Annotated in this window: 15 protein-coding genes; 3 read left to right on the top strand and 12 right to left on the bottom strand. The window is 49.8% G+C overall.

Annotated features, from left to right (window positions below; translation table 11 throughout):
* Positions 1 to 58 precede the first annotated feature (58 nt).
* The 8 genes from ACR64Q_RS09090 to ACR64Q_RS09055 all read right to left on the bottom strand — a co-directional run bounded on the left by ACR64Q_RS09090 (position 59) and on the right by ACR64Q_RS09055 (position 9,714).
* The gene (locus tag ACR64Q_RS09090) at positions 59 to 466 is read right to left on the bottom strand and encodes an ExbD/TolR family protein (protein ID WP_313734397.1); all 408 of its coding nucleotides are present in this window, start codon (positions 464 to 466) and stop codon (positions 59 to 61) included.
* A gap of 2 nt (positions 467 to 468) precedes the next feature.
* Positions 469 to 1,167, bottom strand: a complete 699-nt coding sequence (locus ACR64Q_RS09085) for a MotA/TolQ/ExbB proton channel family protein (protein ID WP_313734395.1) — start codon at positions 1,165 to 1,167, stop codon at positions 469 to 471.
* 150 nt (positions 1,168 to 1,317) lie between these two features.
* Positions 1,318 to 2,124 carry an energy transducer TonB gene (locus tag ACR64Q_RS09080; protein ID WP_313734393.1) on the bottom strand — a complete coding sequence of 269 codons (807 nt, stop codon included), beginning with the start codon at positions 2,122 to 2,124 and terminating at the stop codon, positions 1,318 to 1,320.
* Positions 2,121 to 2,438 carry a hypothetical protein gene (locus ACR64Q_RS09075; RefSeq protein WP_313734391.1) on the bottom strand — a complete coding sequence of 106 codons (318 nt, stop codon included), beginning with the start codon at positions 2,436 to 2,438 and terminating at the stop codon, positions 2,121 to 2,123. Before ACR64Q_RS09075 ends, ACR64Q_RS09080 begins: the two co-directional genes overlap by 4 nt.
* Positions 2,439 to 2,453: 15 nt before the next feature.
* Positions 2,454 to 5,675: an efflux RND transporter permease subunit gene (locus ACR64Q_RS09070; RefSeq protein ID WP_313734389.1), complete on the bottom strand. Its 3,222-nt coding sequence runs from the start codon at positions 5,673 to 5,675 to the stop codon at positions 2,454 to 2,456.
* Positions 5,668 to 6,831 (bottom strand): efflux RND transporter periplasmic adaptor subunit, encoded by a 1,164-nt coding sequence (locus tag ACR64Q_RS09065; protein WP_313734387.1) that lies wholly within the window; start codon positions 6,829 to 6,831, stop codon positions 5,668 to 5,670. The genes ACR64Q_RS09070 and ACR64Q_RS09065 overlap by 8 nt, the downstream gene beginning before the upstream one ends.
* Positions 6,832 to 7,036: 205 nt before the next feature.
* Positions 7,037 to 8,413 carry an efflux transporter outer membrane subunit gene (locus ACR64Q_RS09060; RefSeq protein WP_409521212.1) on the bottom strand — a complete coding sequence of 459 codons (1,377 nt, stop codon included), beginning with the start codon at positions 8,411 to 8,413 and terminating at the stop codon, positions 7,037 to 7,039.
* A gap of 107 nt (positions 8,414 to 8,520) precedes the next feature.
* Positions 8,521 to 9,714 carry a PepSY-associated TM helix domain-containing protein gene (locus ACR64Q_RS09055; RefSeq protein ID WP_313734383.1) on the bottom strand — a complete coding sequence of 398 codons (1,194 nt, stop codon included), beginning with the start codon at positions 9,712 to 9,714 and terminating at the stop codon, positions 8,521 to 8,523.
* Between the two features lie 197 nt (positions 9,715 to 9,911).
* On the opposite strand from ACR64Q_RS09055, the gene cysC reads away from it, so the two are divergent.
* A complete protein-coding gene (gene cysC, locus ACR64Q_RS09050) occupies positions 9,912 to 10,559 on the top strand; it encodes an adenylyl-sulfate kinase (protein WP_313734381.1) in 648 nt (215 codons plus the stop codon).
* A 99-nt stretch (positions 10,560 to 10,658) separates the two neighbouring features.
* Here cysC and ACR64Q_RS09045 read toward each other — a convergent pair whose 3' ends face one another.
* The 3 genes from ACR64Q_RS09045 to ACR64Q_RS09035 form a co-directional block, all read right to left on the bottom strand.
* Complete coding sequence (locus ACR64Q_RS09045) at positions 10,659 to 11,612, bottom strand: FecR family protein (RefSeq protein WP_313734379.1); 954 nt, start codon at positions 11,610 to 11,612, stop codon at positions 10,659 to 10,661.
* An 88-nt stretch (positions 11,613 to 11,700) separates the two neighbouring features.
* On the bottom strand, positions 11,701 to 14,082 hold the full coding sequence (locus ACR64Q_RS09040) for a penicillin acylase family protein (RefSeq protein WP_313734378.1): 2,382 nt from the start codon (positions 14,080 to 14,082) through the stop codon (positions 11,701 to 11,703).
* Between the two features lie 15 nt (positions 14,083 to 14,097).
* Positions 14,098 to 15,783: a cyclic peptide export ABC transporter gene (locus ACR64Q_RS09035; RefSeq protein ID WP_313734376.1), complete on the bottom strand. Its 1,686-nt coding sequence runs from the start codon at positions 15,781 to 15,783 to the stop codon at positions 14,098 to 14,100.
* Positions 15,784 to 16,566: 783 nt separating this feature from the next.
* On the opposite strand from ACR64Q_RS09035, the gene ACR64Q_RS09030 reads away from it, so the two are divergent.
* Positions 16,567 to 17,079: an RNA polymerase sigma factor gene (locus ACR64Q_RS09030; protein ID WP_313734375.1), complete on the top strand. Its 513-nt coding sequence runs from the start codon at positions 16,567 to 16,569 to the stop codon at positions 17,077 to 17,079.
* A gap of 94 nt (positions 17,080 to 17,173) precedes the next feature.
* A complete protein-coding gene (locus ACR64Q_RS09025; RefSeq protein ID WP_313734374.1) occupies positions 17,174 to 17,392 on the top strand; it encodes an MbtH family protein in 219 nt (72 codons plus the stop codon).
* 56 nt (positions 17,393 to 17,448) lie between these two features.
* On the opposite strand, the gene ACR64Q_RS09020 is transcribed toward ACR64Q_RS09025, so the two are convergent.
* A complete protein-coding gene (locus tag ACR64Q_RS09020) occupies positions 17,449 to 18,132 on the bottom strand; it encodes a 4'-phosphopantetheinyl transferase family protein (protein ID WP_313734372.1) in 684 nt (227 codons plus the stop codon).
* Positions 18,133 to 18,176 lie beyond the last annotated feature (44 nt).

Below are 18,176 nucleotides of genomic sequence, written 5' to 3'. Positions count from 1 at the left end.
AAAAGCCGACATGAATAGTCACTCTTATTTAAGTTACTCTGAATAAATACCACTGCTATTACTCTATTGTCACAAACGACAACTTACTGACTCCCGAACGTTGCGCACTAGCCATTACCTTGGCCACCGATTCGAACACCGCAGCTTTGTCGGCTTGTAGTTGCACGCTGATGTCGGGATCGCGTTCTTGCAGGGTTTTCAGTTCGGCTTCCAAACTGGTTAATGGCACGGTCTTGTCGTCCAGCAGGGCTTCACCGCTGGCGGTGACGGCAAGAATTGCCACGTGTTTGTCCGGCGTGGGCTCGGTCTGTTCGGTTTTGGGTAGTTTGACTTTGACAACTTGCGTCAGTAACGGCGCGGTGACGATAAACACCACCAGCAGCACCAACATCACATCCACTAACGGTGTGACGTTGATGTCACTCATTTCGCCGCCTTCGTCTTCGCTGGGAAATTGCATGGCCATGATCAGATCTCCTGAGGTTGTGATGCGGGTTGGCTTAAGTCGTTTTCGATACAGCTGCGCAAGAAGTCGGTAGCAATGTGTTCCAGGCTGGCTAGGACTTGGCGGTTTTGGCGCAGGAAGAAGTTGTAGGCAATTACTGCCGGAATCGCAACGGCAATGCCCAACGCGGTGGCAATCAGAGCTTCACCAATCGGACCGGCCACCACTTCCAGACTGGCCGTGCCTTGCGCACCGATGTCTTTCAGGGCGTGCATGATGCCCCAGACAGTGCCGAACAAACCGATAAACGGCGACGTACTGCCAATGCTGGCTAACCAGCCCAGGCCAGAATCCAGTAAGGCTTTTTCTTTTTGCAGTTGCTGACGCAAGGCGCGTTCGATGAGTTCGTGCCACGCCGCGTGCTGGGTTTGGTGGTCATGTGGCAGGCTTTGGGCGCGGGCGTAGGTTTGGCGGCCAACACTTAGCACTCGTCCGGCTTGAACCGCCAAAGGGTTTTCCGGGTGGTTGTCGATCGCATCCAAGGTTTCCAGGGATGCGGCACCACTCAAACGTTGCAACAACTTATGGTTACGGTAACGGTGCCAGGCAATTTCACCGGCCTTAAGCAAAATCACGCTCCAGGTGACCAGGGAAAAGCAGCCCAGCATACACAGGGTGCCGTCGACGATGGCGGTTTCGGAAAAGCTAAAAATGTGGTCCATAAAGTTCTCGTTATTGTTTTATTTTTTAAAATCTTGGCTTGGCCAAACATCCGTGCGGCGCCTGGATCATCCTTAATCCAGGTCTATCAACGTCCGTGTTATCTGCCTCAGGTAGGCGAGGCAGGCTGCAAACCCTCTTGGGCGAGGTGTTCAATCCAGTTCAAAGGTAATCGGCACGGTTACCCAGCAGGGTTCCGGCGTATCGCCACGCTTGGCGGGTACAAAGCGCCATTGCTTCACCGCGTCCAATGCGGACTCATCCAGCGTGTCGTGATTGCTGGAACGCTGAATGTTGACTTGCAGGGCTTTGCCATCTGCGCCGACATAGACCCGCAGCAACACCGTGCCTTGCCAATGCCGTTGTCGTGCGGTCATCGGGTATTCAGGTTTAGGGTTGTTCAAATACGCGGCATTGCTATCCGCCGGCATATAGGTGTCGTTAAGCTGTGCCGCCAAGGCGTTGTGGTTCAGGGTTTGTGGCGCAGCCGCAGCGGGCATCGCCGGTGCAAGCGGTTCTGGTTCCACGGATTTGCGCTCTTCAACCTGCTTGACCACTCGTTCCGACGGTTTTGGCTTCGGCTTGGGTTTGACCTTGGGCTTATCCAGCTTGGGCGGAGTTATGGGTTTCGGTGGTTGCGGCGGCGCAATCGGTTGATTGACGACTGGCGACGGTGGTGCCGACAGTTCCATGGAAATCATCGGCAAGGGTGCAGCAGCGGTAAACGGCAGCGGTGCCGGACGGCTGACATACCAGAACAGCAAACCGGCGTGCAGTAAGGCCGCAACCAGCACGGCTGAGGTCACGGCCGCCGAACGCCGATAGCGGTTGTCGGGTATCGGTGCCGACACCAAAAGCGGCTGCGGGTCCGGTAAGCCTTGTGCTGGTTGGATAAACGAACGCTGGGTTGTAGACAGCCCCGCCGTTTGCGTGATCGAATGCCACAGTGCCAACGTCACCGTCCTCCTGTTAAATTAAGGTTGGGTGTGTCAGAGTCCTTGGTAGCGTTACGATTGGCGGTGAGGCGATCAATCGGACTCAAGGTTTTATTATTCAGACGAGTATCTTGAGCCGATCGAGACAGCTGACTTTCTAGTTGCTGCATCTGTTGTTGCAAGGATTCCTGGTTACGCAAGATCAACTGGAGCTGCTCTTGCAGAAACTCAAAATGAATCTGGAAATAACGCACGGACGGAAACACATCGGCGGCTTTGTCAGCCGGTACCACCGTCGATGGATCGAGTCTGGATTTCTTGCGGGATTTACTTAACATGCAACGTCTCCTTCCTTAGTACTTTTTAGGGTATTGGGCATGGCACTCCGCTGGCTGAGCAAGCGACGGACTGGAATCAGTGATATTCCTGGCATGTTGCTTGGGATCGCGGCGGGCTATAATCGCGTAACAGACCGGCGTCAAAATCAGACTGGCCGTCATGCCGATCAGCAAACCGGCTGACAGCGACAAGGTCATCGGAATCAGGAACTGTGCTTGTGGGCTGGTTTCCAGTAAGGTGGGTAGGAAGCCGGCAAAGTTTGTCAGAAATGCCAGCAAAATGGCCCGAAATCGCGAACGACACGCATCGATGATCAGGTGTTCAAGCGGTTGGTCGTCCTCGCCATGCTGGCGGATGTAATCCAGCAGCACCAGGCTGTCGTTGACTACCACACCGCTGGCAGCGATCATGCCGACCAAGGATTCCATCGATAGCGGCAAGCTAAACGCCCAATGTGCCAACACCGCCCCGCACCACGCCACCGGCGCAGCCAACAAAAAGATCAAGGGTTTTGAATACGATTTAAAAGGCACGGCGATGAGCGCATAAATCACCAGCAAGGCAATCAAGGTGTTTTTGGCAAAGGCTGCCAGCATGGCTTCCTGTTCCTGACGTTGTTGACCAATTTGGACGGTCAGGCCGGGCAAGGCTTGCTGCAAAGCCGGTATCTGGTTTGTTTCCAGTTGCACATACAAGGCATTGGCATCGGCCAACGCCGGATTTACACGGGCTTGAACTTTAAGCACCCGTTGCCGATCCTCCCGCACCAAACGAGAATAACCCGGCGCCAGTTGAATATCCGCTAATTCACCCAGTGGCGCAGTCGACCCATTCGGCAAGCGGATGGGTTGCTGTTTCAGGGTATCCAACGATTGTCGTTGATCCAATGGATAACGCACCATGACTTTGACTTCGCTGCGGCCACGCAAAAACCGATGCACTTCATCGCCGTAATAGCCGTGATGGACTTGCTCGGCCAGTTGTTCCAGGCGCAGCCCCAAGCGTTCGGCATTGGGTTTGAGGCTGAGTTTAATTTCCGGTTTGCCGGGTTCGCTGGAATCGACCACATCGTAAACGCCGGGTAGCGCTTGCAATTGTTGTTTGAGGTGTGCGGCGGCAGTGGGCAGCAGCTCAGAATCGGTGACACCTAGCAGCAATTCGATGTCATACGGCACATCGCCTTCTTTGTAGATAAAATCCACCTTACCCCGGCCAATGTCGCCGATGCGCTCACGCCATTGGTGGATAAAGTCTTCGACTTTGATGCGTTGCCGGCCTACCGGCGAGAACTCCAGCCAAATACCGGCACCGTGTTCCCAGATGAGGGTTTCGACGCCAACGATAACACTGCTTTCATCGGTGTGAGCGGCATTCACTGTGGGACTTGTTGGTAGGTCGTTCTGCTGCAGACCATCCAACTCATCCCTCAAACTGAATAAGGCCTGTTCCACTTTGGTCGCTAAGGCTTTGGCTTCGCTATACGGCGCACTTTGCGGCAACTGCATCGATACCCAAAAGCTGTCTTTGGTGACATCGGGATTGATCGATTGCCTTACTGTGTCGCTAGCCACCAGCGCCGCACAAAACATGATCAGTCCCAAAAACAAAGACGCCGTTAAATAGCGCCAAGCAATCGCGGTTTCGAGGAATGGGCGATAGACCTGCTCGACAAATCGATCCAGCCGGTCGTTCATTTGTTGGCGGATGCGTTGCAAGCGATTGGGATTGACCGTTGATTCCACATCGCTGACCAGATGCGACGGCAGAATCAGTAAGGCCTCGACCAGCGAAAACACCAAAGTCAAAATCATCACCAGACAAATCGGCTTCATCATTTGTCCACCCCAGCCGGGCAGGAACAAGCCGGGCAGAAACGCGACCAGCACGATCAATACCGACAGAATCACCGGTAAGGCAACGTCTTGTACGCCTTGGATGGTGGCTTGCAGAGGGGAAAGTGGCTTTTTTCCTGGATCCGGATTTTGGCATTGACGTTGATGGACGCTTTCACCAATGATGATGGCGTCATCCACCAGAATGCCCATCGCCAGCAGAAAGCCGAACAGGGACAGCATATTCAGCGACACATCCAATGCCGGCATTAACCAGAACGCCCCCAACACTGAGGTAAAAATCCCCACACCCGCCCACAGCGCCACCCGTACCCGCAAGAACAGAGACAACACCAGGCACACCAGCAAGAAGCCACTCAAACCGTCTTCCAGTAGGGTGTCGATGCGTTCATCGTAGGCTTGTGAATCATCCCACCAGGTAATCAGTCGCAGACCGGCGGGGAGTTGTTGGCGAAGCCGTGCAACGGTTGCTTTCACTTGCCGAGCCACGGCCACGCTATCCTGGGTGGTATGCACTTCCCAACCTTGGGCGATTTCGCCGTTGTGATGCCACTCGGACAAGCGTTCTTCCAAGCCGTCCTTAATGGTGGCGATTTGGTTGAGCCGGACGCGATTACCGTCCGGTAAAGTTTTGATGATTAACGCACCGACCGCATCGGCATCTTTAGCCCGTTGATTGACCCGTAACAGCAACTCGCCATCGGGGTTCTTGATCAAACCGCCGGGTAAATCCACTGAAGCCTTGCGCACCGCTTGCGCGACTTCATCCAGGGTCATCTGGTATTGGCGCAGTTTGTCAGGTGAGATTTCAATCGCCAGCTCATAAGCCATTTCCCCATAATTGCGGGCTTTGCTGACGCCGGGAATTGCCGCCAACTGCTGCTGAATGTGCTCACCGAAGCTTTGCAGGGTGAAGGCGTCGGTGTTGCCGTGCAAAGCCACCCAAATCACCCCGTCGTCCTCAGTGCGATTGGCGGGCAGCACCTGAATTTTTTCCAGTTGCTTGGGTAATTTGGGGATGGCTTGCACCTTACTTTGCACACTGGCCATGACTTGTTCGCGGGATACCTCGGGCAATATCTCGACGTCAATCTTGCAGTAATCGCCGCGTATCTCGCTGTGCAAATGCTTGACACCGGGGATGTCGTGAATCGCTTCTTCAATCGGCACACATACCGATTCTTCAACTTCTGCGGTACCGGCGCCAGGGTATTGGGTGTTGACCACAATCTGATGCGGACTAAAGCGCGGAAACACTTCCTTATCCACATCGGCAATGCCCAACAAGCCGCCGCTCATGATCAATAGCATCAGCAAGTTCGCTGCCACAGGATTGGCGGCAAACCAAGCCAGTAAATTTCCGGAGCGCAGGCGTTTAGTCATTCAGCACCTTGAGCGTTGTGCCGGCAATGGCGATCGGCAATTCAGAAACAATCACCCGATCACCCGGATTTAAACCGGCTTGAATCACCACCGCATTTGTTTCGCTGCGGACAATCTCAACAGGGCGAATCTCCAGCTTTTGCTCGATATTGACCAGTTTGACGGTCTGAGTCGGACTAATGGCGTTGCGCGGCAAGCGATAAACACCGGCCCGTTCCGCGCCTTCAATCTCGGCATGTACAAACAGGCCTTTTACCAACGGCGGTCGATCGGCGATGGCTTGAAAAGGTTGGTTGACCTGCGCAACTAGGTACCACTGGCCACTGTCTTCGGACACGGCCGCTTCGCTGCGGACAATCTGGCCTAACCACTGGCGCTGGCTGCCACCCAGTTCGGCAGTCAAGGTCACCTTAGGCCATAGACTGGCATCACTATGCGGCAAGGCGAATGGCAAATTCAAAAACGCCAGTTGATCGCTGCTGATCGGTAAACGTACTTCGGCCGCGTCGCTGGCGTAAATCCGCGCCACTACCGCCCCCGATGCTAAAAACTGGCCAACGCCAGCCTGTTTAGTCAGAATGCGACCGGCAAACGGTGCGCGTAGCTCGCAGCGGCTGCGATTGAGTTGGGCTTTCGCTAGATCGGCTTGCGCAGCTAGCAGTTTGGCGTGGGCTTCGGCCAATTGCGGTTTACGCAAGGCCAGTTCGCTGGCGTCGCCTTCGCCCAGGGCCTGCCATTCACTGTGGGCTTGTTCCACTTGTGCCTGTTCGGCGATCAACACCCGCTTAGCTTCGGCAACGCGGGCTTGGGCTGCGGTAATGGCGTAGTCGTAATCGCGAGGATCGATGGTCAGCAGTAACTCACCGGCTTTGAAGAAGCCACCCGCGACCAAGGCCGGATGCATCTGCACCACTTTGCCCGCCACTTCGCTGACCAGATCGATTTCCTCGCGCGGCGTGACGACGCCTTGCGACACCACATTCAGGCGCAGGGTTTGCGGCTCAACGCGCATTACGCTGACTTCGGGAATGGTCGCAACAGTCGCTTGAGATTCAGTCTTGGGACGCAAGGCAAATACCGCCCAACTGGCAACGGCAGTTGTCAGCAACACGGCGACGGGTAATATCACTTTCAAGGCACGATGGGCTTGCTTCATACCTTATCACCCAGCGTAGGTTGGGGTAGACTGCATGGATGCAGGAGGTAGGGCCATGCCGGGAGCAATTGCCGAGACGATAGGAACCCCAACACGACAACCTTTGCAATACGAACGTGTTGTCGGTCACGAAAATGAGTGTGTGTCGGTCGTATGAAAGCCGACATGTTGGGGTTCGTTACCTCACCCCAACCTACATTTTTGTTCATACGCTGCCCCCCAACGCCAGATATAAACTAATCCGGTTGGTTAGCAATTGCCGCTGCACCGCCAGATGCGCACTTTGCGCATTGAGTGTGCTTCGATAGCTATCCAACAAAGTCAAAATTTCGATCAAACCCTGCCGGTAGGAATACACCGCCAGTTTACGGCTGGCTTCGGTTTGCGAAACGGCTTCGCGCAAGGCTTGTTCCTGTTCACGTAACCTGCTTTCGGCGGCCAAAGCTTGCTCGACTTCGCGGAAGGCGTTTAGGGCTACGCTTTGATATTGGTTATAGGCGTCTTCGACGTTGGCTTGCTTCAAACGAATATCGGCTTGTAAACGGTCCCCGGTGAACAAGGGTTGTGACAAGCCAGCGGCCAAGTTCCATGCGGCAGCACGGGGGTCGATGATTTCGGTCAGGGCTGGGCTGCTGGTGCCACCGATGGCAGTTAAAGTGACGCGCGGCAGCAAAGCTTTTTCGCTGCTGGCCAAGCGTTGATCAGCAGCTTGTAAGCGTTTAAAAGCAGAAATAACATCCGGGCGGCGGTTGAGCAGGTCGGATGGCAAACCTGCCGTTAACGAGACGGGTGGTTGCGGTAAGTCCCGAGCCAAGGATGAAGCCATTGCCTCCGCGCCGGACGCCGAGGTAGATGCTTCAACCGGATAACGCCCCACCAAGGTCTGCAACTGCTTATGCAGCAACTGTACCTCATTGTACATCTGCGCCGATTGTGCTTCTGCATTCGCCAAGTCAGTCAACGCCAGCCGCAAATCCAGGCCACGGGTCAGGCCTTTATTGAACCGACCGCGGACCAGTTCGACAATCACGCTACGGTCTTTGACAGACTGCGCCGCCACTTGAGCCTGCAATCGAGCCTCTAGCCATTGAAAGTACACCTGAGCAAGCCCTGCCGCTAACGACAAACGCGCGGCATGATAGTCTTCGCTCACCGCCACTGCTTCTTCCAGCACGGCTTGTTGGGACGCTTTGATACGGCCCCATACATCCAGCTCCCAACTTAAATTGAACAAAGCCAAAAACTGGCCGGACTCGCTGCTCAAAGCATCTTTGCCACGTTGATAGCCCGGTGTGAAATACAGTTGCGGCAAACGTCCAGCGCCGGCAATCACGGCTTGTTCTTTGGCGGCATCGACCCGCGCGGCGGCGGCTTGCAAATCAAAATTATGGCTTAAACCATCCTCTATCAAAGAGGTTAGTGTGTGGTCGTTGAAGGTGGTCAGCCAATCGGTAACTGATTGGTCCCTGGGCAGTGCCGGACTTTGCCATTGCGTTGGCAAAGCAATATCCAACGTATTCGGGTCGCGCTCTGGAATCGAATCGCAAGCAGGCAGCACAAAAAACACCAACAGGGAAAACATCGCTAACCACGATGCGTGGCTTTTTTTCGCAGTGCACTGTTCGTAGTCGATGATTGACACCCAAGACTGAGGGCTCGATTTTTGTGTGGGTAATCGTGGTATCAACATTAACGGCGCTTCTTTGACCAGATGACGACGCCTGTCACCGATAACATCACAATCACCAAGCCCAAGAAACAAACAAACAGTCTATACGGTAGGCCAAAAACGTTAGCCATATGCAAAGCCATTAGCCAGGACGTGATGGTATTGCCGTTATATTGGCCGGAAGGGAGCAGCAACATTTTTTGTTGTCCGCTATTCGCATCGATCACCACGCGCGTTTGACCTTCATGATCCTGAATATCAAGGCTGCTGCGTACGCAATAGACGTAGAACCCTTTGGCAGGATTGAGCCAAAGGGCCACAGGCACTTCGATTTGGAAACCGTGTTCCGCAGCGGCGCGGCTTAGGGCTTGATTACCCAAGCGATAGGCCTCGCGTAAATCGATCGCAGGATGAACTAAGGGTTCAGGTAAATCTTCGATTTCAGTCCAGGGTTGGTGATAATCACTCACTGATTGCATCACCTTCTGATAAACAGTATCACCCAAGTTCATGTAGACGCTTGACCAGGCAAATACTAATAAAGCCAACCATAGCCACAGTCCGCCAGCGCGGTGCAAATCGTAATTGATTCGAACAGACGAACCACGCCATTTGATCAGCCAAGCACGCCCCCAGCGTTGCCAAAACGATGAGGCAGTGGACGTACTGTTTGGAGCGACAAACACTTTGGCCGGTAAAGTTAAGTAAAAACCAACAAAACAGTCGATCGTCCAGATCAAGGCGGTGATGCCTAAAATCCACATGCCGACCTCATCCAATGCCAGGTTGAAGTGCAGCTTATAGAGAAAAGGCAGGAGATTGGTCATACCCTCAGAAATCGCCCCCCAACGACGCCGACCCAATTCAAGTCCAGTGTAAGGATCAAGAATCAGTTGATCGTAATTCAGATCGAAAGATTGACCAGTTAGCTCATTTTGTAACGGTGATACCGAAAATTGTACGGCAGACGCACTCATCCATAATGATTGCACGCTAGCCTGTGGCTCAATGTATTCATTAGCGTTGTCGATGAGGGCGTCAAATGGGAGAGGCGTGCGACCGGTAGCTGAAACATACAAATGGGGGTTGAAAGCGCCATCCAGCTCTTTGTAAAACGCCAGCAAACTACCGGTCAATCCTACAACGACTAAGAAAATGGTCATCGCTAAACCGGTATAGCGATGAACAAGCACCCATACTGGGCGGATCTTCATAAAAACTCCAAAATCTTTATCTGTTAAATAAGCTGTAATCCATATTAAAGAGAAGACGATTTAGTCATGAAAATACCGCCTACCGACCCTATGAAATCAATGCTGAGTAACTTAAGGGCAATAATCGTCTTCGTTATAAAGCAAAGCTTTAGCGGCTTACATCATTACTCACAACACTATTGATTGGATTCACGCGCATGGAATATGGCAAAAACATTGTCTGGCATCATTCTCAAATATCACGATCACACAGGGAAGCCCTGAACGGGCATCGGTCGGTCATTTTGTGGTTCACGGGGTTGTCTGGAGCAGGGAAATCAACCCTAGCGCACGCTGTAGAGGCTCGGTTGCATCAGCGAAGTTGCCGCACGTTTGTATTGGATGGGGATAACATCCGCCATGGTCTTTCGAAAGATTTAGGCTTTGAAGATGCTGATAGACGAGAAAATATCCGCCGGATTGCGGAGGTGGCCAAGTTAATGCTTGAAGCAGGAAATATCACCCTAACGGCGTTCATTTCGCCTTTCAGATTAGAAAGAGAACTGGCCCGATGTACCGTGGCGGAAGGGGATTTTATAGAAATTTACTGCAACTGTGATTTGACTGTTTGTGAGCAACGAGACGTCAAAGGGCTCTATCGAAAGGCAAGACTCGGTGAAATAGCGCACTTCACCGGTATTTCATCCCCCTACGAGCCACCAGAAAACCCGGAGATAGTGGTTGATACCGATCAGATGAGCATTGAGGAATGTTTAGCCCACATATTCAATCACTTGAAAAAAATGGGCATTTTGTCTCCCATTCCAGTCTTACCTAAAGCCTTAAAACGGTCATCGACAAAATGACTAAGGGGGAATACCGATGTACGCTATTGACCTAGCGTTTTCGCTGTCAACACATCACCCTCAGCTGAAAAATAAGGTGGCGAAGACAAAGAGAATGGCTTAACCCACAATAACTACCCAGTCGGTGACATAAGTCATTTTAAGATCCATGGTTCTTTGCAATACCTTTAGCATATCGTGGGAGTCTCTAATACTTAGGCGACCGTTGACTTTTAGTTGCCGCAATGAATCATCTCTAAAGAAAACCATTCCTGGATGATACCGATTGATAGCATCAATAACCGACTCCAAGGTTTCATTTTCGTAAGCCAAAAATCCGTTAATCCAAGAAGTAGCCAGTTTTGAATCCAATTTTTTAGGTTGACCGATCTTGGTGTCATAAACGGCTACCATTTCATCCTCGCCCAACACAACAGGATCTTTCCAAATTTGATTGTCAGAGACTTCGACGCGACCGGAAAGCACTTTGATCTCGTCCCGCTCTTTTCGATGGTTAACAAAAAAGCGGGTGCCCAATACGCGCGTCGTTGAATGATCCGCATGGACTAAAAACGGGCGACTGGGGTCGGGCTTCACATCAAAAAAAACCTCCCCCTTAAATAACTCAACAGATCGTTTGCCGTCTTTCATATTGACGGCGATCGCGCTGTCTGTGTTAAGCATGGCCGTGGAGCCATCCTCTAATAGAACAGTTTTACGTTCCCCTATGGCCGACGAATAATCCGCTTTGAATAAAATCCGCATTTGACTACTAAGCGACACTGCCAGTATCAAACACGCGGCAAGAGCCAATGGCATTCTGGTATTGATATAACGCTTTTTAGAGTGCTTGGGGGCAATGCCATGTACTTTAGCGCTGATGCTTAGGCTTTTTAACAGATCCGTATCGCCCCACATGGCGCACACTTCATTAAAGGCGTCACGGTGCTCAGCCGCTAGATTAAGCCAATGCTCGAAAGATGTCCTATCCTCGTTATTTACGTTATCGGCGCGCAAACGGATAAACCATGCCACGGCCTGCTCGTCTATATTGTCGTTCAGATCGGAGTCCAAAATATTCTACAGATAGTGAGTTAAAAAACGGTTTATCATTTTAACGAATTCTAATTTCACTGATTCAGTTTTATCGTCGTCTGCCAGGTTATTCCGGTTTTAACACCAGTTTATGTTGGGGTTTGCCAGTCATTAATGGCATTGGTAAGCCTTCTACCCAAAAAGATTGCTGATCCTTGTAATAACCAGATAGTGGATGCCCGGATTGTCCGCCCGGCATATGTAAAATGCCTTCAGATAGGTGACCGGGGGATACCACCAATCGTTCGCTCGCCCCAAAATCAGGGCCTGTTACCCTCACACAGAATCCACCGCATCCAGCTAACGATTGATGAGGCATATCTAACACAGAGGACAGTAAAGGCACTGCCTTTGAGAAAGGGTGAGAGTGACCGACGATATTCTGTTTGCCCCAGGTTAGATCAGTCAGGCTGACATCGGGATGGCGAGACATTACCGTTGACGCGCTAGTCGCCAATTGCGCCAGAATAAATTGATCCCACGTTTTATGCTGAGCTGGTTCCGGCAACAATTGCGTCGGCTTTTCCGTTAACAATGCTTGCAAAGGTGTGTCGACATAATTCCAGTTATAAACAAAATTTTTGTCGGCTTGCTTGCTTGCATTTAAAAAAGGCGTAAACACCGAATCAATCAATTGCTTGCGGAATTCAATCAATATTGGTAATCCCAAACTTGCAATATCAGCTCTACCATTCCAACTTATCAAATAATCCCGTAACGCGATTAATTCGGGCTGTTGCGCTAAAACGTCTGGTGACAATGCTTTCAATGCTAGTTGTTGGTAATACTCATAAAATTCAGTTTGGGTATCTTGCTGAAGATTGAACAATGACCATTCGCTATGGGCTGCCGCTTGCTTGAGTCGTTGATTGATACGGTAGGCTCGGTAACCATTGACAAATTGATGACCAATGACGAATGGAAAGTCTGCAGCGAATCGCCGATCATTGGCCGACACTAAAAAGCCTTCCGTGGGATCAACGGATTGCGGTATTTCATCGGGTCGAACATACTCCTGCCAACCCGTTTTACCATCGACCCATGAATGACTGATTGCCCCATCACCACCAAAACGACGAGGAATCTTACCTGTCAATGTCCAGGCAATGTGCCCACGCTCGTCTGCCAATAACACGTTCAACTGTGGTCCGCCGGCGCGTTTAGCAATAGCCAACGACTCATTCAAGGATGTGCTTCCTTCCAAATCCGCAATACCGATATTTACCGCATCCGTATCTAAAGCCACCCAATGAATGGCAACCGGCTGCCCCAATAACGGTTGCGCCGCGACCGGCCCCCATTGCGTTTCTCTAATCGTTAATGCTTTGGGCTCTGAGCTTTTGATCTGTATCGTTTCATGCCGTTCTTGGAAGTCTTGCCAATGATCGCCAACCCGGTATTGCCCGGAATTGTCAGGATTGATTTCAAGTTTGACCAAATCCAAAAAGTCTCCGCTGAGGTTGGTTACTCCCCAAGCCACATGCTGGTTACTACCTGAAACAAGAAAGGGAGTGCCAGGCAAATTTAGGCCGACCGCCCGTACCTCGGGATATTGAAGCTCAACGCGGTACCAAATGTTCGGAACACGAATCCCCAGATGCATATCATTTGCCAGTATCGCCCGACCATCGCCAGTTTTGCTGCCACTAACTGCCCAGGCATTGGAGCCTGCTAGCGTTTCATCGGGCGCCTTAGCTAAGCTTCGCAAACTAGGTGTATTTCCTGCCAGCAGTGTTTGCATGGCAGGCACGGGAATACTTTGCGGCGGCCTGAGGGATTTGGTGTATCTCATCAAGTCGTCTGTGAACCGGTCACTATCCGGTGTCAAGAATGCCAAGACCTCAGATGGTAAGGTCTGATCCATAATACTAAGCGTCCGTTCGCTTTGCTCAGCCCACGCGGTTAAGTTTTCAAACATCCCTAATACAACAAGTAAGCAATCTTCAGCCTGCCATGGCTCAGGGTGGTAACCCAGTACTTTAAATTCGAAGGGTAGAGCAGGGTTTTGCTGCAGATAGCTGTTGATGCCCTCCGCATACGCCTCTAAATACTGACGATGAACTGCAGGCTGCTTAGATAAAATTTGCTGAACTCTGACATTGAAACCATAGGTTCTTGATAGCAAGTCGCTCTTGATAGCCATTTCGCCAAATATCTCAGCTAATCGTCCAGCGCTTTTACGCCGCATCAAATCCATTTGAAATAAGCGATCTCGTGCCGTCACGTAACCTAGAACGCGCGCCGCATCAATTCGGTTATTAGCATTAATGAGCGGGATACCGTGAGAGTCCGTATCCACGCTCGCCGGCGCAGACAGTTTGGCCAATTTGTATTCACCGTCCAAAGTAGGCAGTGATTGCAACCACCAACGATAGCCAAAGCCACCTGCAACTACTAATAATCCAATTGAGCCAAGCCCAACACTCAGCCATTTTTTAGGTTTAGCCATGGTCGCTCACCCGCATCATGAAATTGAGGTTTCAGTTTCGGCCGAGCTCAGCCAGTCAGCGCTTGCTGCTGCGTGTTCGGGGAGGCCCTGAGGGTATTCAATTGCCGCAATATTGCCTTCATCGAGCTTGATACATCGATCAGCCAAATAGAAATACTTTTCATCGTGGGTAATCGCCAAAACCGTTTTGCCGCGCGCTTTCAGTGCAGGCAACAGCTCGGTGTAGAACAAGTGTTTAAATTCCGGATCTTGATCCGCAGCCCATTCGTCAAACACGTAAAAGGGCCGATCCTCCAAATAAGCCACTAGCAATGCCAGACGTTTACGTTGCCCTTGGGAAAGATTTACTGAAGAAAACCGGCCATTGATAATCTCTACCTTATGATTAAGATGTAAACGCTGTAAATAATCATCCATGGCACTGCGATGCTGTTCCGCATCAACACCATACAACTCGTCAAATAGATAAAAGTCAGAAAAAATCACTGAAAAGTTTTGCATATAAGCATCACGATTGCACGCATCAACGGGGCAGTCGCTCCAGGAAAGCATACCGCGCTCAGGATGATAAAGACCGATCAACAACATTGCTAACGTCGTTTTGCCGCTGCCATTGCCACCCACGAGAAAGACCAACTCCCCGGGATGAAATTCAAGGTCTATTGGGCCTAATGTGAAATTCCGGTTTTCCTTTTCACGATGAAAGCTATGGGTAACACCGGTAAGGGTCAACGACGTAAAGCTTTTCTGTACTGCTAATTTGGACAGACGTTCAGCAGGACCTTGTTCAACCAGTTTTTCTTCTAATTTCAGGACGCTATCTAATGAAACTTTCGCTCGACTAAAAGCAGGTAAGCTACTCGTCACAATAGTAAGAGGCGACATCATGAATAAAAAAACTAAAACATAGCCGCTGATGATTTCTTGCGTCAGGGTTTGCCAAGTTGGAAAGGCGTATAAAATCGCCCCAATGGTCAGATAATAAAGAAATTGAACCCATTGGTTTATCCAGAGGTAGGCGACCGTCGCGCGAAATGAATGTTGCCTGTAGGCTTCAGCACTACTGGAAAGCGATTGGGTCACAAATGCTTCGCTTCTAAGGCGATGAAGTTTTAATTCACGAATGCCTTCCGTCAACGCCGTGAACCCACGGCTGAGCACATCATATTCGTTGCGTGCGGTGCGAACGGACCTGATGGGTATATCTTTAAAGCAATTAAAGGTCGTCACGCCAAACAAAATGATGCCGGCAAGAACCAAAGCTAATTGCCAAGACAACCAACTCAAATAAGCCATGCAGCCAATGAGAATGGCAAAATTGATACAGAGCACAGGAAAAAGCTCACTGGCGCTTGCTATAGCAGTAACATCTTCAGTCAGATGGCTAAGCAACGCCGATTTTCCCATTTTTTGCAAATTGGGATACGGCGCATTCAAAATTAGCCGGCTAATACGGAGTCGTAGATCCCGGACCAACTGCGTGCTGAATTGATTCAACAGATAGTGCGATACCGTTCGACTGACCAATACCGTAAATGCTAATCCGGAGAACCACCAAATTGCATGTGCTATGTTTATTTGTCCAACTAAACTGGTATTGATAAACGCAATTAATGCAGCGTTACTCAGGCCGCTGATAACACCTGTCAGTAACACACCAGCAATAGTGATCCATGAAGAGCGCCATAAAAAAAGCAGCATAGTGACTCCGTTATATAGCTAAATCAGTTGACAGAGCGTAATTGTTACAAAAACACCTACTCATATTGAATACGACGAACTGCCAAGCAGTTTTGCATTGCCTAAAATAAATGCTCAGTTTATAGCAGACGGTAGGTTCCGATCATTCCGTCATGGTTACAGTAACCAAGTTGAATAATAAGAACTTGTTTCCATGATTGGATTTTCGCATACATACCATTTAGAAGACGCCGTGAACGTGAAAAAACCCCAGCCATATTCGTTGATCAGATCCGCTGTTGACAATACGGCTTTTGAATTCAGCATATTACGCAATGCCCTAAAAATATATCAAATCAAGCAATCTATGCTATGCGCGGTGGCGCTACTTAGTAGCCGTAATAACCCACTCACTCTTAGGGTCCAAAGCTTTTATTAGCACTGAAAGTTGAATGCGGCTTATCTGGGTTAAACCTAGAGAAGCAAGTTAATGGTAATAACTAAACTGTGTTATATGCCTCGCATGAATCGGGCATTACACTTATCCGCTCGCCAAACTTATCATGCATATATATGCAAATTATTGATACTCATTAATATTAACAATGGGCCTAATTATTGCTGCTATCAATAGACTATTTTTTCATTTTGATGCAAAGCTTCCACTTAAAAGATTACCGCTGTTAACCCTGGAACATTATGAAATTCACATACGCTTAGGCCTAACAATCTAGCCATGTAACCCTTTGCAGCCCATGTCAATGCAGTTGACTAAGTTGCAAAATAACCAATAGGAAATTGAACATGAATTTTGAGTCTGTGTACATCAACCATCAATCGGAGCTACAACTTCATTTATCACGTATTGTTGATTGCCCGGATATCGCCGCAGAACTTGTTCAAGAATGTTTCATGATATTTTCCAGGGAAGCTCGCAAGCAGATTATCGAACACCCCCGAGGCTTCCTATTTCAAACAGCTAAAAACCTAGCTTATGACCATATCAAACACCGTAAAGTCATTGAGAAACACCTAAACAACACAGACCCTACGCAGACTGTTTGTGACGAACTACCTTCAACAGAGCACTTGGCAATCGTCAATGAAAAACTGTCGATTTTTTCCAATATCGTTGACGAACTACCAGATCGTGCCAGAGAAGCCTTTATTCTGAATCGCGTCTACGGCATGACATATGCCGAAATTGCCATTCAAATGAATATTTCCGATAGCGCCGTCGAAAAACTTTTAGCTAGGGCGCTATTGCATTGTCGGAAACAATTCAAAATTCATCAGGCTGAATTCAGCAACGACTGAGGATAAATAAGCTTTAGTTCGTCTTCTTAATTGAAGATTTTAATATGTAAAGCACGCAGCTTTACTTTTTTGCACCTGAACCACGGAGAAAGAGATGAGTTGGGACGAGGAAGACACCACGATTTATCAGGTCGTTGTCAACGACGAAGAGCAGTACTCCATCTGGCCAGACTATAAAGAGATTCCGGGTGGTTGGCGAGCCGTTGGCTCAAAAGGGCCTAAGCAAGAATGCTTGGACTACATCAACGAGGTCTGGACCGATATGTGTCCGCTAAGCTTACGGAAGCATATGCAGCAAGCCGGATTGAATTAATTTTTTTAAAAAACGGTACATGGACGTACCGCGACTTGAGATAATGCATCTCCTTATTAGAAGAGGCGTTTGTAATTTATTGCAGGTGTATTCCGAGATTGGGCCGTTATAGCCCCACTCAAGCCGTGAGGCAATTCTAGATCGATCAAGCTCCAACTTCCCGGCAAACCAAATCCGACTGGTAGAGATCGGAATCGACTAGCTCCTTTCAACGAAGTCTCTACGAGCGAAACATCTAGCTCTAGGCCTAGGCCGACAGCTTTTATGAAGCTCTCTTTCCTCGTCCAAAGTTTGTAAAAAAATTCTTTCTGCCGCTCCTTTGGTAAATCCGACCAAAAGCGAGTCTCTTCCTCAGAAAAACATAACGCCATAATCCCATGATAATCAACCCTATCCGACCATACTTCAATATCGATACCGATGTCATTAGCACAACCGACACCAACAGCCATGTAATCGCCGGAATGGGCCAAATTGAATCTAATGTCGTAGGAATTGCCGCAGGCGACAAAAGGTTTACCGTACGCTTGTGTTGTAAACGGGATTTTGCCAGGGGGCACACCCAGATACTCAGCCAAAATCAACCTGAGCTTCCCGTGACTCGCCACATAACCCAGGGCATCCCTTGTTCGCACAAAACGCAAAGCCTTGTTTTGCTCGTTTTTGTCCAGTAGCGTCCAATAATGCCGGTATTCTTCATCGGTAATGGCTAACGCTTCAAACCATAAGTCGATATACATACAAAATCGTCAGCGATTAGATTGTATTTCTGGGTACTTTGAGT

This window comes from Methylomonas sp. 2F7, from assembly GCF_057126975.1.
Note: the sequence above shows the minus strand (reverse complement) of the source record. Positions and strands in the feature narration are given on the sequence as shown.